This is a genomic window from Chryseobacterium sp. OSA05B (assembly GCF_019970065.1).
Classification (GTDB): domain Bacteria; phylum Bacteroidota; class Bacteroidia; order Flavobacteriales; family Weeksellaceae; genus Chryseobacterium.
On the sequence record NZ_JAHXYH010000002.1, the window covers coordinates 906,263 to 926,491 of the forward strand.

At 37.2% G+C, this 20,229-nt stretch carries 17 protein-coding genes; 11 read left to right on the plus strand and 6 right to left on the minus strand.

Annotated features, from left to right (window positions below; all coding sequences use genetic code 11):
• Window position 1: 1 nt before the first annotated feature.
• The 3 genes from LC419_RS11480 to LC419_RS11490 all read right to left on the minus strand — a co-directional run bounded on the left by LC419_RS11480 (window position 2) and on the right by LC419_RS11490 (window position 2,999).
• Window positions 2-610, minus strand: a complete 609-nt coding sequence (locus tag LC419_RS11480; RefSeq protein WP_223607463.1) for an aminodeoxychorismate/anthranilate synthase component II — start codon at window positions 608-610, stop codon at window positions 2-4.
• 65 nt (window positions 611-675) lie between these two features.
• Window positions 676-2,100, minus strand: coding sequence for an anthranilate synthase component I family protein (locus tag LC419_RS11485; RefSeq protein WP_223607464.1), 1,425 nt, complete (start codon window positions 2,098-2,100; stop codon window positions 676-678).
• A gap of 254 nt (window positions 2,101-2,354) precedes the next feature.
• Window positions 2,355-2,999, minus strand: a complete 645-nt coding sequence (locus LC419_RS11490; RefSeq protein ID WP_223607465.1) for a hypothetical protein — start codon at window positions 2,997-2,999, stop codon at window positions 2,355-2,357.
• 140 nt (window positions 3,000-3,139) lie between these two features.
• On the opposite strand from LC419_RS11490, the gene LC419_RS11495 reads away from it, so the two are divergent.
• The 4 genes from LC419_RS11495 to lysS all read left to right on the plus strand — a co-directional run bounded on the left by LC419_RS11495 (window position 3,140) and on the right by lysS (window position 6,619).
• Complete coding sequence (locus LC419_RS11495) at window positions 3,140-3,364, plus strand: hypothetical protein (RefSeq protein ID WP_223607466.1); 225 nt, start codon at window positions 3,140-3,142, stop codon at window positions 3,362-3,364.
• Entirely contained in the window at window positions 3,364-3,738 is a 375-nt protein-coding gene (locus tag LC419_RS11500; protein ID WP_223607467.1) for a c-type cytochrome, read from the plus strand. Before LC419_RS11495 ends, LC419_RS11500 begins: the two co-directional genes overlap by 1 nt.
• Before the next feature lie 2 nt (window positions 3,739-3,740).
• Complete coding sequence (rlmF, locus tag LC419_RS11505; protein WP_223607468.1) at window positions 3,741-4,667, plus strand: 23S rRNA (adenine(1618)-N(6))-methyltransferase RlmF; 927 nt, start codon at window positions 3,741-3,743, stop codon at window positions 4,665-4,667.
• Between the two features lie 257 nt (window positions 4,668-4,924).
• Complete coding sequence (gene lysS / locus LC419_RS11510; protein ID WP_223607469.1) at window positions 4,925-6,619, plus strand: lysine--tRNA ligase; 1,695 nt, start codon at window positions 4,925-4,927, stop codon at window positions 6,617-6,619.
• 35 nt (window positions 6,620-6,654) lie between these two features.
• Here the strand turns inward: lysS and LC419_RS11515 are convergent, their stop codons facing one another.
• From LC419_RS11515 to LC419_RS11525, 3 genes are read right to left on the minus strand one after another with little or no spacing between them, the layout of a single operon-like run.
• Window positions 6,655-7,170, minus strand: coding sequence for a ClbS/DfsB family four-helix bundle protein (locus LC419_RS11515; RefSeq protein WP_223607470.1), 516 nt, complete (start codon window positions 7,168-7,170; stop codon window positions 6,655-6,657).
• 2 nt (window positions 7,171-7,172) lie between these two features.
• Window positions 7,173-8,177 (minus strand): cytochrome d ubiquinol oxidase subunit II, encoded by a 1,005-nt coding sequence (locus tag LC419_RS11520; protein WP_223607471.1) that lies wholly within the window; start codon window positions 8,175-8,177, stop codon window positions 7,173-7,175.
• On the minus strand, window positions 8,174-9,517 hold the full coding sequence (locus tag LC419_RS11525; RefSeq protein WP_223607603.1) for a cytochrome ubiquinol oxidase subunit I: 1,344 nt from the start codon (window positions 9,515-9,517) through the stop codon (window positions 8,174-8,176). The genes LC419_RS11520 and LC419_RS11525 overlap by 4 nt, the downstream gene beginning before the upstream one ends.
• Before the next feature lie 230 nt (window positions 9,518-9,747).
• On the opposite strand from LC419_RS11525, the gene gyrB reads away from it, so the two are divergent.
• The 7 genes from gyrB to LC419_RS11560 all read left to right on the plus strand — a co-directional run bounded on the left by gyrB (window position 9,748) and on the right by LC419_RS11560 (window position 20,191).
• Window positions 9,748-11,682 (plus strand): DNA topoisomerase (ATP-hydrolyzing) subunit B, encoded by a 1,935-nt coding sequence (gyrB, locus tag LC419_RS11530; protein WP_223607472.1) that lies wholly within the window; start codon window positions 9,748-9,750, stop codon window positions 11,680-11,682.
• Window positions 11,683-11,766: 84 nt separating this feature from the next.
• Entirely contained in the window at window positions 11,767-12,192 is a 426-nt protein-coding gene (locus LC419_RS11535; RefSeq protein WP_223607473.1) for a DUF5684 domain-containing protein, read from the plus strand.
• 377 nt (window positions 12,193-12,569) lie between these two features.
• Entirely contained in the window at window positions 12,570-14,492 is a 1,923-nt protein-coding gene (locus LC419_RS11540) for a DUF3857 domain-containing protein (RefSeq protein WP_223607474.1), read from the plus strand.
• Between the two features lie 45 nt (window positions 14,493-14,537).
• Window positions 14,538-16,430, plus strand: coding sequence for a DUF3857 domain-containing protein (locus LC419_RS11545; protein ID WP_223607475.1), 1,893 nt, complete (start codon window positions 14,538-14,540; stop codon window positions 16,428-16,430).
• Between the two features lie 8 nt (window positions 16,431-16,438).
• On the plus strand, window positions 16,439-18,370 hold the full coding sequence (locus LC419_RS11550; protein WP_223607476.1) for a transglutaminase-like domain-containing protein: 1,932 nt from the start codon (window positions 16,439-16,441) through the stop codon (window positions 18,368-18,370).
• 98 nt (window positions 18,371-18,468) lie between these two features.
• Window positions 18,469-19,296, plus strand: a complete 828-nt coding sequence (locus LC419_RS11555; RefSeq protein WP_223607477.1) for an RsiV family protein — start codon at window positions 18,469-18,471, stop codon at window positions 19,294-19,296.
• 43 nt (window positions 19,297-19,339) lie between these two features.
• Window positions 19,340-20,191 (plus strand): diacylglycerol kinase family protein, encoded by an 852-nt coding sequence (locus LC419_RS11560; RefSeq protein ID WP_223607604.1) that lies wholly within the window; start codon window positions 19,340-19,342, stop codon window positions 20,189-20,191.
• Window positions 20,192-20,229 lie beyond the last annotated feature (38 nt).

Consider the following 20,229-nt stretch of genomic DNA (forward strand, 5'->3'; position numbering starts at 1 on the left):
CTCAGTTCAGTAAAAAATTTCTGATAATCACTTCTCCATCCGGAGTTAAAATGCTTTCGGGATGGAATTGAACTCCGTGTACATCATAAGTTTTATGCTGCAGGGCCATGATCATTCCGTCCTTATCTACGGCCGTGATTTCAAGCTCTTCCGGGAAACCTTCCGGGTTAACTGCCCAACTGTGGTATCTTCCTACTTCCATTCCTGAAGCCAGGTTTTTGAAAATTTTGGTATTTTCTTTAACCAGTTCAGCAGAGGTTGCTACCCCATGGAAAATTTCCGAAAGATTGATCAGGCTTCCTCCAAAAGCTTCTGCAATAGCCTGTTGTCCAAGACATACGCCCAGAATACTTTTAGTAGGAGCATATTCTTTGATCAGATCAAGTAAGATTCCGGCTTCCTCAGGAATTCCAGGGCCTGGCGAAAGGATAATTTTATCATATTTCCCGATCTCTTCCAGGGTGATCTGATCATTTCTCACTACATCTACTTTCTGATCCAGAATTCGTTCAATGATCTGGACAAGGTTGTACGTAAAGCTGTCGTAGTTATCAAAAACCAGAACTTTAAGTTGAGTAGGAGTTGCCGGTTGGTTTATATTATTGCTCATTTTTTTGTTTTTTTTAATTGTTGGGGTCGATTTGCTAGTTGCTGTTGACTTATCACTCATCACTTTTAGCTCCTCACTATCTTACCGGCTTTGTCTACCGCTTTTTTCAGTGCATTTAATTTATTGTTCACTTCCTGCAATTCATTTTCAGGGACAGATTTTGCCACCAGCCCGGCTCCGGCCTGATAATAAAGGGTATTGTTTCTGCTTAAAAAAGTACGAATCATAATGGCCTGATTGCAGGTTCCGTTTAATCCGATTATCCCGATGCATCCTCCGTAATAACCTCGGGAGTCTTTTTCATACTGATCGATGAGCTGAAGGGCTTTATGTTTTGGTGCGCCGCTTAGAGTTCCCTGTGGAAAAGTAGCGGAAACCATATCAAGAGGATTGATATTTTCCGGAAGATCAGCGGTCACTTCGCTTACCATATGAATTACATGAGAGAAAAGCTGGATCTCCTTGAGTTTGGTAACAGTTACGTTTTTGCCCAGTTTTCCTAAATCATTTCTGGCAAGGTCTACCAGCATAGTGTGTTCTGCATTTTCTTTTGGATCATTTTTTAAAGCTTCAATAGACTGAAGATCCGTTTCCAGGTGCCCTGTTCTTTTAAAAGTTCCTGCAATAGGGTGGATGATGGCTTTGTTGTCTTTGATAATCAGTTGGCTTTCAGGACTTGATCCGAATAATTTGTAATTTCCGTAATCAAAAAAGAAGAGATAAGGCGAAGGATTGATGTTTCTAAGGGCACGGTACACATTGAATTCATCCCCTTTAAATTTCTGTTCAAACCTTCTGCTTAATACCAGTTGGAAAACATCCCCTCTCATACAGTGTTTCTGAGCTGTTTTTACCAGTTCGATATATTCTTCATCGGTAAGATTAGAGGTTTCATAACCAGTTTTCTCGAAAGGGTAGACCGGAGTATTCTGGTTTCTGATCAGATTTTCAAGCAGATAAAGTTCAGATTTTAAACCGGGAATCTGATTTTCAATAATATGCATCTCATCATTGTAATGGTTGATCGCAATGACATATTGATAGAGTCTGTAACGAAGAATCGGAATTTCAACTTCCGGACTCTGTGGCTTCAAATGAATATCTTCAAAAAACTGTACCGCTTCAAAGCTAGTATATCCGAAAAGGCTCTGAGCCGTCTGTTCAATAGGATCGTGCGTGATTTCACAATCAAAATTACTTTGAAATTCATCAAAGATGTCCGTGATATTTCTGTCTCCGATCAACTGCTTTACAGGATCTGAACCTGGAAGTTTGATTTCAAACTCAGTCAGATTTTTAACTTCAATTCCCGCCACAGCGTTTACGGCAATAAATGAAAAGTTATTGTCGATATTTTTAGAATCTGAACTTTCCAAAAGAATCGTATCCCTGAAGCGGTCTCTGATCTGAAGATAGATATTCATCGGAGTATAAAGGTCTCCCAGTGTTTTTTTTGAATCGGTTTTTATTTTAATTTTTTGAGTAGTCATCTGACGTGTATTTTTTTTGTTTTTGGATGAAATAAAAAAAGGCTTTAACGGAATCCGTCAAAGCCTATATATTGTGTATTTTAATTATTCTGCTAAACCTTTAGCAACATGACAATACCTCCAGACCCGACGAAGAGTTTGAAAGCCACCACCAAATATTGTTGCTCATATTAAACATGGGACAAATGTAGAAATTTTTTTAATACAAAAACAAGAAAAAGTCCGAAAATTAAAAAACTTAAAATACAAATCCTTTATTTAAGCTGCTTCAGCTCTGTTTTTAATTCGTCGATTTTTATTTTGTATTCCTCATTGTCATAGCTTTTTACATAATCTTCCACGGCGGAAATGTATTCTTCGATGAATTCTTTATTCGTTCTGTCCGCCTCATATTTAATCTTGGCTGATTCTACGGGGGCCAATTTTTCATACTTCAGCATATGGCTTCCTTCCTCAGACTGATAATAAAGAATGACGATGTTTTTCTCGTACCCCGGAATATATTTTACCGGAAAATATTGGCCCATTCGCGGAATTCTGATGGCATTTTCAATAGGGTAGATCGTGGCACTGGTCGTCGAAAAGAATGTTGAGGTGTATTTTCCGTCGTGTTTTTTGACAATCGCTTCGTAATCATGGATGTACATGTCGTTCAGGGTAGAGTTGGTTTCTACATCCGAGGTGATGATGGCTGTACTCTCAACGCCGTATTTATTTAGAAACCAGGCATTCAGATACTGTCCGGCAACACCATTCAATATAGCCAAAGGAATAATGGGAGCGAGAAACCATGCTTTTTTGGTCACAAAAGAAAGCAGACTAAAGAATGCCACAAGGATAATCACGGTATAAAAACCATGATGACTGGTGAAAAACAGAATTTTGGAGATGAAAATCATAGCTTAAATTTAAAACTATCGGTACAAATAATCATTATCTAAACATTAATTTTCCGGAAAAATATTGGTGACGCAAACATTTGTCATGAGTTTAAACGCTTATTTTTTATATTTTTGTCTAAATTTTATTAGAAAAAATAATGAGAAAAGTATTAGCAATTGCATTTATCGGAAGTTTATTAGTGGTAAACTGTTCTAAGAAACCAGACCATACATTACAGGACAGCAATACAATGTTACCTGAACCGGATGCTCCAGTAGTAGTAGACTCTACAGCTAAGAAAGCTGCTCCGGCTGCAGCTGCAACACCTGCTCCAGCTACTCCTGAAGCAGCTAAAACAGATTCTACGGCAGCAAAAAAATAATGAAAAAACTCCTTTTGGCAGGAGCAATAGGTTTTTTGATCCTATCCTGTTCTAAAAAAGAAAACACGGAGGCACAAGGTATACCCTCTGAAACATCCGCTGTTTCGGAGCCGGTAAAGGCTAATCTTTCAGGTGACCAGATCATCGAAACCTTAGACTGCTCAGGATGCCATGCCGTGAATGAGAGAATGATAGGACCTTCTTACAAGGAGATCGCAGAAAAATATTCTGATAAAGATATTGAAATGCTGGCCTCAAAGATCATAGAAGGCGGAAGCGGAGTTTGGGGAGGCGTTCCGATGGCTCCTCATCCACAGGTATCTAAAGAAGATGCTAAAAAAATGGTAGAATATATTTTGAGTCAGAAAAAATAAATATGACTACTGAAAAATCCAGTCTGCACGCAAGAAATCTGCATCGCAATCCCTATGATTTTGAGCAGCTTATTTCTTGTGTGCCAGAACTGAAACACTATGTTTTCGTTAATGCTTACGAAACGAAGACCATTAACTTCAGTCTTCCCAAAGCGGTCAGACTGCTTAATCAGGCATTACTTTTACATTTTTATAACATTAAAAACTGGGATATTCCTGAGGCCAACCTGTGTCCTCCTATTCCCGGACGTGCCGATTACATCCATTATATCGCAGATCTTTTAGCGGAACAGCAACCTAAAATCCCGACCGGGACTTCTATATCAGGTTTAGATATCGGTACAGGGGCGAATCTTGTTTATCCTTTATTAGCCCACAGATCTTACGGTTGGAAAATGTTGGGGACGGATATCAATAAAGATTCGTTAGAAAATGCTCAGCAAATTTTAGATCACAATCCTGACTTATTACCTGTTATCCAATTAAAACATCAGTCTGATTCCCATCATATCTTCAAAAATATCATTGAGACCGGAGACCGTTTTACATTTTCTATGTGCAATCCTCCTTTCCATGATTCTAAAGAATCTGCTATGAAGGGAAATCTCAGAAAAACAAAAAACATCAATAAATCTAAGGGTAAAAACCCTCTGCTTAATTTTGGCGGACAACAGTCGGAATTGTGGTGTGAAGGTGGTGAAATAGCTTTTATCTCGAAAATGATCGAAGAAAGTGTTCAGTACTCCTCACAAGTCCTTTGGTTTACGTGTTTGGTCTCTAAGAAAGATAACTTATATAAACTAACCACACTCTTAAAGAAAGTCAAAGCATTAGATATCAAAACTATCGATATGGCGCAGGGGCAGAAAATAAGCAGAATGGTAGCGTGGACTTTTATTCCTCAGAAAGAGAGAAAAACCTGGCTTTAAAAGTGAATGGTCAATTTTGCTACGCAAGCCAATAGTGAATATTAATGCATACAAAAAATTCACGGCGAAGCCAATTCACAATTCACAATTCACAATTGACCATTTACCATTCATATTTAACTGCTAGTCCTAATGATAATCACCATTAATAAATTCACTGCAAAGCAAATTCACCATTGACCATTCACAATTAAAAAAATCATAATTGACAAATCACTAAAAATGCCTAAATTTGTACGCTTTTAGAAAAATAAGAAATGCAATTATCAGAACAAGAAATCATTAGAAGAGAAAAGCTGAACAAGCTTACTGAAATGGGAATTAATGCATTCCCTGCGGAGGAGTATACGATTACAGATACTACAGAATCTATAAAACAGGATTTTTCTGAGAATAAACAGGTGAAGATCGCTGGTAGATTGATGTCCCGCAGAATTCAGGGGAAGGCTTCTTTTGCTGAATTGCAGGACTCTAAGGGTAAGATCCAGGTGTATTTCAACAGAGACGAAATCTGTCCGGGTGATGATAAAGAACTGTACAATGAAGTGTACAAACATCTTTTGGACATCGGAGACATTATTGGTATCGAAGGAACTTTATTCACTACTCAGGTAGGGGAGATGACGATTTTAGTGAAGAACTTTACACTTCTTACCAAAGCTTTACGTCCGCTTCCTCAGGCTAAAACTGACGAGAATGGAGTAGTACACGACGGATTTACAGATCCTGAACTGAGATACAGACAGCGTTATGTAGATTTAACGGTTAATCCGCAGGTGAAAGAAATCTTCGTAAAAAGAACAAAAATGTTCAATGCGATGAGAACTTTCTTCAATGATGCCGGATATTTTGAGGTGGAAACGCCAATCCTGCAGTCGATTCCGGGAGGAGCGGCGGCAAAACCGTTTATCACGCACCACAATGCTTTAGATATTCCATTATATTTAAGAATCGCCAACGAACTATATCTGAAAAGGCTGATCGTTGGAGGTTTTGACGGGGTGTATGAGTTCTCTAAAAACTTCAGAAATGAAGGAATGGACAGAACCCACAATCCTGAATTTACAGCGATGGAGATTTATGTAGCGTATAAAGACTACAACTGGATGATGGATTTCACAGAAAAACTATTGGAATTCTGTGCGACTCAGGTGAACGGAAGTGCGGAATCTACTTTCGGAGAACATACGATTAACTGGAAAGCGCCTTATCCAAGAGTTTCTATGACGGAAGCAATCCAAAAATATACAGGTTTCGATATCACCGGGAAAACTGAACAGGAACTGTTTGATTTTGCTAAATCTATCGGAATTGACGTGAATGAAACGATGGGGAAAGGAAAATTGATTGATGAGATCTTCGGTGAAAAGTGTGAAGGAAACTTCATTCAGCCGACATTTATTACAGATTATCCGATTGAAATGTCTCCATTGACGAAGAAACACAGAAGCAAAGAAGGATTAACAGAGCGTTTTGAATTAATGGTTTGCGGAAAGGAAATCGCTAATGCCTATTCCGAGCTGAATGACCCGATTGACCAGAGAGAGCGTTTCGAATCTCAAATGGCCTTATCAGAAAGAGGAGATGATGAAGCAATGTTTATCGACCAGGATTTCTTAAGAGCATTGGAATATGGTATGCCTCCAACTTCCGGATTAGGAATTGGGATGGACAGACTGATCATGTTCCTTACCAATAATGCATCCATCCAGGAAGTATTATTCTTCCCTCAGATGAGACCCGAGAAAACAGTTCCTCAGATTGAACTGGGCGAAGATGAAAAAGTGATTCTTGAAATTTTGAAATCAGGAGAACAGCTTGCTTTAAATGATGTAAAACAACAAAGTCAGCTTTCTGGTAAAAAATGGGACAAAGCATCTAAAACTTTGACTAAGAATAATTTGGTGAAAGTAGAGAAGATTGACGAGGTTCTTTTGATGAAACTGGCGTAAAGCTCACCATAACATAAATATAAACCGGTACAGACTCACTCTGTACCGGTTTGTTTTTTCCATTTCCGCAACTGGGCCCTGAAATTCTTAAACGGAGCTGCGGTATTGATATGTATCCATTTCCAGACGGGCCATTTCGCGGGTGTTGTAGCCCATTTTCTCTGCTCAGCGATAAATAATGTTTCGTGATCTAAGGTTTCAATCCATTCTATAATTTCATTAACCTGATTCTTCAGCATTTCTCTTTGCTGATCAAGGCTGTAAGTTTCATACTTATGATAAAAGGATTCGTAAAGTCCTCCCAAATTGTTCCACTTATATCCCGGCGCCGGAGTCTGCACTTCGATTCCTTTTTTCTCATCCGATTCCCACTGCAATAAAAGATTGGTCCAACCCAGCTGATAGGATAGATTTTGTGAAGGCGTTTTATCAACTCCCGGTTTCACAAGGTCTTTTTCATCTTCAGGAATATCATCAAACTCTTTGTCATAAAGCAGATGATTCTTTTTTATCGCTTCTATAAGGTCAGTTTTGTCTTTATATTGAATCATATCTACTTTCTCTGTTTACTGAATGAAGCCATCAGATAAAATAAAAACGGAAGAATAAACAAAGAACCGAGCATAAGTGCCCAACCCAGAGCATTAATGGTTTTTGGAGGTGCCATATGTTCCAGTAATGAAAGATGCTGTCCGTTCCCAAGCAGGATAATATCGGGATTATGCTGATAGGTAGCCGCAATCAGAATCATCACCATCTGAAATCCTGCTAATGCCCGTACAGGCAGCAGTTTTCGCCGATGCAGGGCGCGAAGGATCAGGCCTAGAGAGACTGTTGCAAAGGAAATAGCCATAATTCCCAGCGGCTTTGAAAATACCCACATCACAAGAGGAATATCAGAAATATAAGCAGTTAAAAATACCAGCATTCCTGTGATGACTACAAAAACCATCGTCTGTCTGGATTTTTTGATCATCAATGTAAGATCAGCTTTATCACGGGTTTCTCTTAATGAAAAGATAGAAGCCAGATAAGCGCAAAGTGCCACTGTAAATAAACCTACAGAAACACCGAACCAGTTCAGCCAGCTGAAAATATATAAATCTAAAAATCCTACTGCATCAGGATTAATGGAATGAGAAACCGTTGCTGCTGCAATCAATCCTAAGAAAAACGGTGTCAGGAGGCTTGCATAATAGAAAACCTGCGTATATAAAACCTGCATATGATCTTTCACGGCATCATAATGTCTGAAGGTAAAAGCCGTTCCCCTTGCAATAATACCTAAAAGCATCAGAACCAGAGGGATATGAAGGTAGGTGGACATCGTGGTGTAAATCTCAGGAAATCCTACAAAAAGGATAACGATTGCAATGATGAGCCACATATGATTGGCTTCCCATACCGGGGCAATGGATTCATACATAATCTCCTCAGTTTTGTGACGGGCTTTTTTATGGGTAAAAAGCTCTACAATTCCGGCTCCGAAATCAGCACCGCCCAGGATGATATACAGGCAGATAGAAAGCCATAGAAATCCTATTACAACGTAGATCATGATTTTTTGTTTTTATCGTTAAACTCAGCGTCTGTAGGGTCGTAAAGTTTGGGTACCATCTGGATCTGTCTTTTTAAAAGGAAGATAATGATCAGTGATAATGATACAAAAATAGCGGTGAAGAAGTAGAAAGAATACTGTATTCCCGGCATTGGCGTTACCGCATCTACCGTTTTCATAATTCCGTAGATGATCCATGGCTGTCTTCCCACTTCGGTAACAGTCCATCCTGCTTCCAGAGCGATATATCCAAAAGGAGTAGCGAACAGGAATGTTTTTAATAGCCAGTTTTTAGTCAGCCATTCCTTTTTGAAGAAGAAAGCATACAGATAAATACTTCCGATGATGATCATCACTACTCCGAAAAAAATCATAATCTGGAAAGCGTAATGAACAACGGCTACCGGCGGCCATTCGTCTCTTGGAAAATCATTTAATCCTTTTACTTCGTGATTGAAATCGTTGCTCACCAAAAAACTTAATACTTTTGGAATTTTAATGGCATATTTGACTTCTCCTTTCTGCTGATCAGGAATTCCGCCAATAATGAAAGGGGCTCCTTTTTCAGTTTCAAAGTGAGCTTCCATGGCAGCCAATTTAATAGGTTGTCTTTCTGCCACAGATTTGGCGGCAACATCACCGCTTAATGGTGCTCCGAATGCTCCGATTAAAGCAAATCCTGCTGCAATCCTGAATGCTTTGGTATGAAATTCCACATTCTTTTTTTTCATAATTAAAAAGGCATGAACCCCTGCAACGGCAAAACCTGTCGCACAGAAGGCAGCCACCGTCATATGAAGAGCCTGAGGAAACCAGGCATCATTGAACATTGCTTTGATAGGATCTATATTTAAATACTGCCCGTTGATATAGTCGAAACCTGTCGGTGAATTCATCCATGCATTGGCTGCAACGACAAGAATACCTGAAGCAAGTCCGCTTAAACCTACCAGAAATCCGCAGAACCAATGGAACCATTTATTGAATTTTTCCCATCCATATAAAAAGAACCCGATGGCAATGGCTTCAATAAAAAATGCTGTTCCTTCAAGAGAAAACGGCATTCCAAAGATAGGTCCGGCGTGTTTCATAAATCCCGGCCATAGAAGTCCCAGCTCAAAAGAAAGCATGGTTCCTGAAACAGCACCGGTGGCAAACAGAATCGCCACTCCTTTGCTCCAGGCTTTTGTAAGCCCTTTGTATACTTCATTATTGGTTTTAAGGTATTTCCAGTGAGCGAAGGCCATCAGAAAGGGCATCACCATTCCCACACAGGCGAAAATGATATGAAAGCCCAGCGAGAGAGCCATCTGCGCGCGGGCTGCAATAAAATCATCCATATAATCAACTTTTGAGTAAATAAATTTAAGCATAAAATACGGATGTATAATATGATTTAATACAGATGGTATTTGGGAAATAGGTAATAACTTTAGTCTTTTTTAGATAAAACATCACTTCTGGTTTTAATAAAAACGCTACTCTTTTTTGACATATTTTAACTTTCATAAGTCGAAAAAAATCACGATATTTGTAGGTCTTTGCATTAGGCAAAATTTATTAATTTTATATGAGTCAAAAACAATATACAGCTAGCAGTATCCAGGCCTTAGAGGGTATGGAACACGTTCGACTAAGACCATCAATGTACATTGGAGATGTAGGAGTAAGAGGTCTTCATCATTTGGTTTATGAAGTAGTAGATAACTCTATTGACGAGGCTTTGGCAGGGTATTGCGATACCATTTGGGTAACGATCCACAAAGGAGAAAGTATTTCTGTAAAAGATAACGGTAGAGGGATTCCTGTAGATTTTCACGAAAAAGAACAAAAATCTGCTCTAGAGGTTGTCATGACTAAAATCGGAGCAGGTGGGAAATTTGATAAAGATTCTTACAAAGTATCCGGAGGTCTTCACGGAGTAGGGGTATCTTGTGTGAATGCACTTTCTACTTTATTGGTGGCTACAGTAAGCCTTAACGGTAAATTATATCAACAAAAATATTCAGAGGGAAAAGCCCTTGCAGATGTTGCTGAAATCGGAACTACCACTGAAAGAGGAACAGAAGTTTTCTTCCAGCCGGATGCTACCATCTTTCAGGAAACTGTTTACAACTACGATACCCTTGCGACGAGATTACGTGAATTAGCTTTCCTTAATAAAGGAATTACCATCACTCTTGTTGATGAGAGAGCAGAAAACGAAGACGGATCTTTCGCGATGGAAGTTTTCCATTCTGAAGGCGGTCTGAAAGAGTTTGTAGAATATATCGACGGAAACAGAGAGTCTATCATGGAGAATGTGATCTTCATGGAAGCAGAAAGAGATGATATTCCTGTAGAAGTGGCGATGCGTTATAACACGTCATTCAGCGAGAATCTTCACTCTTACGTAAACAATATCAACACCCATGAAGGGGGTACTCACCTTGCAGGTTTCAGACGTGCTCTGACAAGAACACTGAAGAAATATGCTGATGATTTAGGTATTCCTCAAAAAGAAAAGGTAGAAATTACCGGTGATGACTTCCGTGAAGGATTAACTGCTGTGATTTCTGTAAAAGTAATGGAACCTCAGTTTGAAGGACAGACCAAAACGAAACTAGGAAACTCCGAAGTTTCAGGAGCTGTAGATAAGATTGTAGGGGAAATGCTTTCTAACTTCCTGGAAGAAAATCCTAATGAAGCGAAAATTATCGTTCAAAAGGTAGTATTAGCCGCAAAAGCGAGACAGGCAGCGAAGAAAGCCCGTGAGATGGTTCAGAGAAAATCTCCGATGGGAGGTTCAGGACTTCCAGGGAAATTATCTGACTGTTCATCCAAAGATCCGGCAGAATCTGAATTATTCTTAGTAGAGGGAGATTCCGCAGGTGGAACTGCTAAGCAAGGTAGAGACAGACATTTCCAGGCTATTTTACCATTAAGAGGTAAGATTCTGAACGTGGAGAAATCAATGCTTCATAAAGTATATGACAACGAGGAAATTAAAAATATCTATACCGCTCTTGGAGTTTCTGTAGGAACGGAAGAAGACAGCAAGGCCTTAAATATGGCTAAACTGAGATATCATAAAGTAGTGATCATGACCGATGCCGATATTGACGGATCTCACATTTCTACGCTGATTCTTACCTTCTTCTTCAGATTTATGAAGGAACTTATTGAAAACGGATATATCTATATTGCTCAGCCACCTTTATATTTATTAAAGAAAGGGAATAAAAAGGTATATGCCTACAACGAGAAAGAGCGTGAAGAATTCACTTTGGATATGGCTCCGGACGGAAAAGGTGTAGAAGTTCAGCGTTATAAAGGTCTTGGGGAAATGAATCCTGAGCAGCTTTGGGAAACAACCCTGAACCCTGAACACAGAATCTTAAAGCAGGTAACCATTGACAATGCAGTGGAAGCAGATAGCATATTCTCAATGTTGATGGGGGATGAGGTACCACCAAGAAGAGAGTTTATTGAGAAAAATGCAAAGTATGCGAAGATTGACGCATAATTATTATTAAAAATATATTGAGAAAAGCTTCTATTTATTAGAAGCTTTTTTTATATTTGGTGAAAACCAATAAAAAATAATAATATGTTAACTCTTTTACAAACAGACCCTTATGATGGGGCTGATGCAATGTCTGGTGCCGCTGCTGCAGGACTGGGAATGGGCTCTATGATCTTCGGATTGCTGGCTTATCTATTTTATGGATACTGTATGTATAAAATATTTCAGAAAGCAGGAAGAGAAGATGCATGGGCAGCTTTTATCCCGATCTATAATATCATTGTGCTGCTTGATATTGTTAAGAAACCAATCTGGTGGTTCATCCTGTTCCTGATTCCTCTTGTAAACTTATATGCTTCATGGGTGGTGAATGACAGGTTGGCAAAAGCCTTTGGAAAAGAAACGCCGGTGTATACCATTCTTCTTTTCTTCTTTGGGTTTATTTTCGTACCGGTTCTTGCTTTTAGCAGTGATAAGTATGACAGTAACAGAATTCCAAATGATCAGTAATACTAATTAAAAATAGGTAAAGACTTCAGAAATGAAGTCTTTTTTTGTGTCTTATTGCAGAATTTGAAAAATTAACAAATTATTCTTTTAAAAATATTTGAATCAAAAAATTACAAAATATCCTAATCTAGAGATATAAATTGTTGAAATCATCATGTAAATACATGTTAAAAGTGAACATTTTTCTGTAGCATTTTTATTTATGTTAAAATAAAAAATTAACATTTGTTAAGATTTTATTATTTTTGCACGATTTTAATAACCATGATGAAAAAATTAGTTTTCGGAGCTTCAGATGAAGCCGCAATATATGCTGAAAAAATAATGTTGTTCGGTTCTTTAAAAATTGATTTTTTTTTAACGACTGAAAAGAGTATATGAGAATTAGCAGCAAACTTAATACGGCAATCTGCTGTTTAGCCTTTAATCTGTTTTTTACACAGCATCAATTTCTGTCTCCGCCGGTTTTTAGTGAAGATGATCTGAAAAAGACGGGTTCACTGATAGAAAAAACAGCACCCGCAGAAATACTTTATAATTCTGTTCGGTATAATTTTTTGGCGGATGGTACAGTAGAAAAGGAGTATTATTCAAAGATCAAGATCTATGATAAAAAGAATGCGGAAGAGTGGCTGAATATAGAAATTCCTCTTTTTTCTGAAGATAGGCTGGAAAAATATGATGTAAAAATCTATAACCTGGCCAATCATAAAGTAGAAAAAATTTCAATAGATAAAAAAGAGCAGCTGAAAGAAAATTTCACTAAAGGTCTGAAAATCTATAAACTTGCCGTCCCTAATATTCTGGATGGGTCAATCATTGAATACAGCTATAAATTAGTGACCAAAAATGTAGTTAATCTGAATTATTTTCTTGAATATAATATTCCCGTGGTCTATCAGGAATATAACCTGGAATATCCGGATGACCGTCTGGCTTACCATTTTAACAATACGGGCTCTATTATAACACCTAAATATCATGTTTCAAGTATAGAGGACCGTTTTGGAGCACTGTATAATGTGTTTCGTTTTGGATATGAAAATATAAAATCTGTTCAGAAAGAAAAGTTTGTAAAGAATGCAGACCGATACCGTGGGAAAGTGAAACCGGAATTAAAGAAATATTCAGGAACCTATTTTAGCTATTATGATTCCAAGGACTGGAACGAAGTGGCAAAGCAGCTGGAGAAAAGTGATGATTTCGGTGGATTTTTAAGGAGTAATGTGAATGATCTCCTGCCGGAAAAAATTAAAACAGGCTACAGTTCCGTAGAAAAAGCAGATAAAATTTTCAATTTTGTTAAAGATAATTATAAATGGAACAGAGAAGACGCCATACTGACCTCCCAAAGCCTTAAACAGCTTATAAAGACGAAAGCGGGAAACAGTGCAGAAATTAATCTCCTTCTGATTATGCTTTTAAGAAATGCGGGTATTGAAGCCAATCCACTGCTGATTTCTACTGTAGATAACGGAATTCTGAATATTGCTTCACCAAGTCTCAGGTATTTAAATTTCCTGTTGGCATCGGTTAAAATTGAGAATCAGATCTATTTTTATGATGCGACTTCTTTCAGTTCAAAGGCAAATATTCTTCCGGAAAGAGACTGGAATGATTTCGGAATCCTGCTTGAAAAAAATAAAGGAACTGACCTGTCCTATTCCAACACAAATATCAGCAAAAAAGAACAAATCATCAAAGCCAGCCTGGATGTTGAAAATTCAATAATAAAAGGAACATTTTTACAGAAAGATCATGGAATGTTTGCCATAGAGTCATATGATCAGTTCGATACTAGTAAAGATAAATACAACCAGTCTTTTGCTTCCACCTACAGTGCGGATATCAGGGAAGTAGAGTCAAAACTTCTTGAGAATGGTGATTTTGAGTCTCAGATGAATTTTTCCGGTAATAGTTTTATGGATGTTGTTGGAAATAAAGTGGTTATTAATCCTGTATTATTTCTGAATATCAAAAATGAATCTTTTGACCAGACTGAAGCAAGAAAGAATCAGATTGATTTTATCTCTGCTTTTGAGAAAGAAAAGAGAATTGAACTGGTAATTCCTGAGAATTATAAGATTGTAAGTCTTCCTAAAGAAAAAAAAATGGCTACGGATGATAAGGAAATATCTTATACGTACAAGGTTGAAACTACCGGAAATAAGGTGATTATTACCACAAAAGCAAATGTAGCAAGCCAAAATTATCCTAAAGAATACTATCCTTTTTTCAAACAGATATGGAAAGCTATATCAGATTTCGAAAACCAGGTGATCACGCTGGAAAAAAAATAGTGATCAAAATTATTTAATAAATTATCTCGTAAAAACTTAACTGCAATGATGAAAATATTAGTTCTAGGGGCTTTATCTATCGCCTCGATATATTTCGCCCAAACTTATCCTGCATCTGCCATTCCTGAAAATTTAAAGAAAAATGCTGATGTAGTGATCAGAAAAGACTTTACCACGGCCCAGATTAATAAAATTGATGAAATTAAATACCAGTTCAATACGGTAACCACGGTTTTAAATAAAGATGGTGACTCTAAAGCCTTGATTTATATACCTTACCAAAAAGGAGATAATATTTCAGATGTGAAGGTTACTGTGTATGATGAGGCCGGAAAAAAAGTAAAAAGTTTTTCCAAATCTGATTTCGGAGACTTTGCCAATAATAGTCAAGGGGTGTTTTATTCTGATAACAGGATTTTGGCGTTGTCATACACTTCGGCTTATTACCCGTATACCATTGATTTTTCTTATCAGATTACCAATGATAATACCATTTTTATTCCCGATTTTGTGCCGTTTTCATCGCCCAATATAGCTCTGGAAGAAGCACAGTTTAAAATAATCAATAAATCGGGAATCGAACTCAGAACTAAGACATATCCTTCAAAATATAACTATACTTCCGTGCTGACAACTGATAACGGAATTGAAAAAACATACGCCTATAAAAATGTTCCGGCCATTGATGATGCCCAGATGCTTCCGCAGCCAGTGAAAATTTTACCGAAAGTGAGTTTTGCCTTAGCTAAATTCAATCTGGAAGGAAAACAGGGAACTCTTAATAACTGGACAGATTTCGGAACCTGGTATTATACCAATCTTGTAGAGCCTGTTTCTGCGTCTACCCCGGCTATTAAGGCTGAAGTAGCTGCCCTGAAGTTAGAAGGTTCAACCGAGGAGAAAGTCAAAAAACTCTATCAGTATATGCAGGCAAAAACCAGGTATATATTCGTGGGATTGGGAATAGGCGGTTGGCTACCGATGCTTCCGGATGAAGTGCATAAAAAAGGATACGGAGACTGTAAAGGACTTACCAATTACATGAAAACCCTATTGAATGAGGCAGGAATTCCATCCAATTACTGTGTGATCAATTCCGGTGCATCTCAGGTTTCTTTTGATTCCGATTTTCCGGCGATGGGTGGAAATCATGCCATTTTGATGGTTCCGACTGAAAAAGGAAATATCTGGCTGGAAAATACTTCTCAGCAGATTGCCTTTAACCATTTGGGTTACAGTACTACAGATAGAAATGTACTTGCCGTAACCAAAAAAGGAATCGAACTTATCAATACACCGACCTATACTGCAGAACAGAACAGAGAGAAGCAAATTTTAAAAATTACCCTGAGTGAAGACAGTACAATAAAAGGAGAAGGCCAGTTTGCGTACACCGGAAGCCAGTATGACAGTAATTTATCATATGCTTATCTGTCACCAAAAGAAAGAATTGAATCTATGAAAAGCAGATTTGATGTTCTGAATTTTGAGAAAGTGGAAATGAAAGACTTTGTAAATGATAAAGATAATGCGGTGGTGAAATTCAATATGGATTTTAAAGCTAATAATTATTCCAAATCTATGGGGCAGAGTTTGATATTCAGAGCTGTACCTATTTTTTCTAACAGCCATTACAAAGCTGATGAAAACAGAGAGCTTCCTTTTGAAATAGGACAGTCCTTTGAGGATGAATATGAAATAGATTTTGTACTTCCGAAGAACTATAAAATAGATGAAGTTCCACAAAATGTAACAATCAATTCTGAATTTGGAACCTACAAACTTACGCTTGTGAAAAACGGTGAATCAGTAAAAGTGAACCGTTTCATTAAAATAAACAAAGGCATATTTCCAAAAGAGAAATACAACGACTATGTGAGCTTCCGTAAAAAAGCCATGAATACGGATAATTCTAAAATATTAATAACTAAAATATAAACATAAACATGAAAAAAGCATTATTAATAGCTTTCTTTTCTGGAATTTTGATCTGTGTAAACGGTCAGAGACATGAGTTTCTGGACCCGCCTAAATTTAATGATGCAGATCTTACCAAACCAAAATCTTTGCTGGATGAAAATGCACCTGCCGAGATTTTGTACAGATCAGTACATTTTAATATTGATCCTGCTACCGGAAACCTCCGTAAAAGTGTTTTCAGCAGAATTAAAATTTATGATAAAGATAAGGCGGAAGAATGGCTGAACCTTGAAATTCCTCTTTATCTGAGTTCGGAAAGAGAAACATTGGAAAAGATAAAAGCATTTACCTATAACCTTGAAAATGGTGCTTCTGTAGCGACAAAAGTCGATAAGAGCTCAAAATACAAAAGTAAGGAAAGTAAGTATGTTACCATCAATAAATTTGCTTTTCCCAATGTAAAGAACGGGTCTGTTATCGAATATCAGTATGAGATCTTGTCTCCGTTTTTATATTCTGTTCCACAGGTGGTAATCGAAACTGATGCACCCTCTCTATACACGGAATATATTCTGGATACACCTGTGAATATATCCTACAATGTCAATTATACAGGATCATTAGTCCCAAGATATAGAGAAATAGAAGAAAAAGCAATGTATGGGCTGGATTATAAAACATACAGGTTCGGATATGAAAATCTGAAGGGATTCAAAACTGAAAAATTTATTAAAAACGATAAAAACTACAGGACAAAAATAAGTGCAGAACTTCACTCAACCCTATTCTCAAAGCTACAAATGTATTCTTCATCATGGGATGAAATCAAGGATAAACTGTACCTCAGTAATGATTTCGGAGATGAACTGAAAAGAACAAAACTGGCTAAAGAACACATTCCTGTTGCAGTTTCAGGAATGAAATCTGAAAAAGAAAAGGCTGATGCCATTTTTGAATATGTAAAAAATGCATTTATCTGGAATAAAGACAGAGGGATTACTACAGATGAAGGAATCAAAAAGCTGTTGGAAACCAAAACAGGAAATGCTGCTGAAATTAATCTCTTTTTGGTTACCATGTTGAGAGAAGCAGGACTTAAGGCTGATCCGCTTATTATTTCCACGGTAGACCATGGTCTTATCAATTTGGCTTCTCCAAGTGTGAATAGTGCCAACCTTGTGATTGCTGCTGTTAAAATAAATGACAGCTATCAGCTATATGATGCTACCTCAAAACAGTCCTCTGCAAACAATCTTCCGCCAAGAGACTGGAATGAATACGGTATTTTGATCGCAAAAGATAAAATATTGCATATACAGATGCCCAACCTGTCTTCCAGTTTTAATTATCTTACCGCCGAAGCAAAGATTAATGAAGATGGAAGTATTTCCGGGAAATATTCTGATAAAGATACCGGGACTTATGCGATGTTTGCTAAAGAAAGCTATGATGAAAATGCTGAAAAATACAAAAAACAGTATAAAGACAACTTTTCAATAGATTTTACCGGAATTGATTCGAAAATTATAGAAAACGGAGATTTTGAAAGTACAATGAAATTCTCTTCAGATAATATGATCGATAAAGTGGGTGAAAAAATGATTATCAATCCAATGCTCTTTTTAAGCAAAAACTCTAATGAATTTGACCAGACAGAAGAGAGAAAATATCCTATAGACTTTATATCTGCCTATACTAAAGTTAAAAAAGTAATTCTGGAAATACCGGAAGGCTATGTCATAGAAAGCATGCCTAAAAGTAAAAAGATTGTTACTCAGGATAAAGAAATAGAGTACAGCTATGTTGCCGAGCAGAAAGGAAATAAGCTGGAAGTCACCTCCACAACAAAAATTGTAAGCTCGGATTATCCTAAAGAATATTATCCTGCATTTAAGCAGATTTGGGGAACCGCTTCAAAAAGTGAAAACCAGGTAATCAGTCTGATTAAAAAATCATAAAAGTACGTTTAATATAGATTTTAGATTAAATAAAAAATAATTTTGCAAAACCATTCATTTTTTGAATGGTTTTTGTATTAATATTAAAAAAATAAATTATGAAAAATACGATTGCCGTTCTGGCAGTTTCTTCTTTTCTTACTTTTTCAGCATGTAAAAAGGCAGAAAATACAACTAAACCTTCTGATAAAACTGAAGTGTCACAGCCTGAAAAACTTACAGTGGACTCTGTAAAAGTGAGTGATTCTTCAAAGATTGCAGACTCATTGAGTTTGAAATTCACTTCAAAATTGCTCGTTTTTCCAACGTTGAAAGAAAAAAAACTCTTAGACAGTATCTATTTTCATGAGCAGGGAATCAAGGATTTTTCTGAAAAAGGACTGCAGTCCTATCTTGATAATCAGAAAAATGAGTATTTCAAATCAACGAAAAGCGAAAGCAAAGACTGGATTTCAGATATCTCCTATGCCCAAAGCTGGTACACCAACTCCTCTATGGATTTAATCTCCAATGAAAATGATTATATGCATATCGGATATGTATGGAGTTCATATGAAGGAGGAGCCCATGATAATTTCGGATTTTCAGAAAGAGTTTTTGATCTTAAAAACAATAGAAAACTGGAGCTGAAAGACGTAACTTCCATGCCGAAAGCTAAACTGGAAGCGCTGTTGATGAAGAATCTTAATAAAGTTAAAAGCGGAACAACAGATGCTGAAGGAGAAGTGAAAAACTCAGATATGCTGTTGGTAGAAGTTATTCCGGCTACGAATAATTTCTATTTTGATCAGAAGAATCTGTACTTCCATTACAGCCCGTACGAAATTGCAGCTTTTGCAGCAGGAGACATTGTTATTCCTGTTTCATGGGATGAATTGAAAGGAACTCTGAATACAGAATTTAAAGAAAGAATGAAAATAAAGTAAATTAATGCTTCCGGATCAGGAAGCATTTTCTATTTTTGCGGTAATGGAAAAAGCAGCTTTTATCATTAATCCTTTTTCGGCCAAAAAAAATTATCAGCCGTTTCTTGACGAACTTAAAAAAAAGGTTGACAACCCTTTGTATTACATCTCTGAATCTATTCCGGGGACAGATGATTTTATTAAGGCTAATTTTGACAATGTCGATATTTTTGTAGCCATAGGAGGCGATGGAACAATCTCTACCGTGGCGAGAAATCTTATTAATACGGATAAAATTCTGGCTATATTTCCCGCAGGATCGGGGAATGGTTTTTCCAATGAAACTAAATTCAATAAGAATCTGGATGAACTTCTGGAGAAAATTAAAGCCAAAGCATTCAGAAAGATTGATACTTTTACGGTGAATGACAGACTTTCGATCAACGTTTCAGGTACCGGATTCGACGGAAAAGTGGTAAAAGAGTTTGAAAAAACCACCCGCGGATTCAAAAATTACATCAAAGTGTCTCTGAAGACATTCTTTAATTATAAACCTATCAAGGTTAAGTTTACCGAAGAAGCTTATCAGCAGTACAACGGAAGATATCTGATGCTGAATATTGCCAACACCCGCCAATTCGGAAATAACGCTTACATTGCTCCCAATGCGAGTAAAAGTGACGGATTGGTTGATATGGTACTGGTGAAAAAATTTCCTCTGACCTATTCAGCTCTTTTTGCCTTCAGGATGTTTACTAAAAGACTGAAGGATGATGAATATGTTACCTACCTTCCCGTTTCGGAAATTTCATTCAAAGTAACCACCAAAAACTGGCATCTTGACGGAGAATTTAATAAAATAGAGTCACCGGTTCACGTGAAAGTGTTGCCTGCAAGTCTGAATATTTTAGTGTAAGGTAAAGAAAAGCCTTTGCATTTTTCCAACACCCAAAT

Excerpts from the sequence above, each read along its gene's own strand:
- LC419_RS11480 (WP_223607463.1), bottom strand. The coding sequence starts at position 610 with ATGAGCAATAATATAAACCAACCGGCAACTCCTACTCAACTTAAAGTT.
- LC419_RS11485 (WP_223607464.1), bottom strand. The coding sequence starts at position 2,100 with ATGACTACTCAAAAAATTAAAATAAAAACCGATTCAAAAAAAACACTG.
- LC419_RS11490 (WP_223607465.1), bottom strand. The coding sequence starts at position 2,999 with ATGATTTTCATCTCCAAAATTCTGTTTTTCACCAGTCATCATGGTTTT.
- LC419_RS11495 (WP_223607466.1), top strand. The coding sequence starts at position 3,140 with ATGAGAAAAGTATTAGCAATTGCATTTATCGGAAGTTTATTAGTGGTA.
- LC419_RS11500 (WP_223607467.1), top strand. The coding sequence starts at position 3,364 with ATGAAAAAACTCCTTTTGGCAGGAGCAATAGGTTTTTTGATCCTATCC.
- rlmF (WP_223607468.1), top strand. The coding sequence starts at position 3,741 with ATGACTACTGAAAAATCCAGTCTGCACGCAAGAAATCTGCATCGCAAT.
- lysS (WP_223607469.1), top strand. The coding sequence starts at position 4,925 with ATGCAATTATCAGAACAAGAAATCATTAGAAGAGAAAAGCTGAACAAG.
- LC419_RS11515 (WP_223607470.1), bottom strand. The coding sequence starts at position 7,170 with ATGATTCAATATAAAGACAAAACTGACCTTATAGAAGCGATAAAAAAG.
- LC419_RS11520 (WP_223607471.1), bottom strand. The coding sequence starts at position 8,177 with ATGATCTACGTTGTAATAGGATTTCTATGGCTTTCTATCTGCCTGTAT.
- LC419_RS11525 (WP_223607603.1), bottom strand. The coding sequence starts at position 9,517 with ATGGATGATTTTATTGCAGCCCGCGCGCAGATGGCTCTCTCGCTGGGC.
- gyrB (WP_223607472.1), top strand. The coding sequence starts at position 9,748 with ATGAGTCAAAAACAATATACAGCTAGCAGTATCCAGGCCTTAGAGGGT.
- LC419_RS11535 (WP_223607473.1), top strand. The coding sequence starts at position 11,767 with ATGTTAACTCTTTTACAAACAGACCCTTATGATGGGGCTGATGCAATG.
- LC419_RS11540 (WP_223607474.1), top strand. The coding sequence starts at position 12,570 with ATGAGAATTAGCAGCAAACTTAATACGGCAATCTGCTGTTTAGCCTTT.
- LC419_RS11545 (WP_223607475.1), top strand. The coding sequence starts at position 14,538 with ATGATGAAAATATTAGTTCTAGGGGCTTTATCTATCGCCTCGATATAT.
- LC419_RS11550 (WP_223607476.1), top strand. The coding sequence starts at position 16,439 with ATGAAAAAAGCATTATTAATAGCTTTCTTTTCTGGAATTTTGATCTGT.
- LC419_RS11555 (WP_223607477.1), top strand. The coding sequence starts at position 18,469 with ATGAAAAATACGATTGCCGTTCTGGCAGTTTCTTCTTTTCTTACTTTT.
- LC419_RS11560 (WP_223607604.1), top strand. The coding sequence starts at position 19,340 with ATGGAAAAAGCAGCTTTTATCATTAATCCTTTTTCGGCCAAAAAAAAT.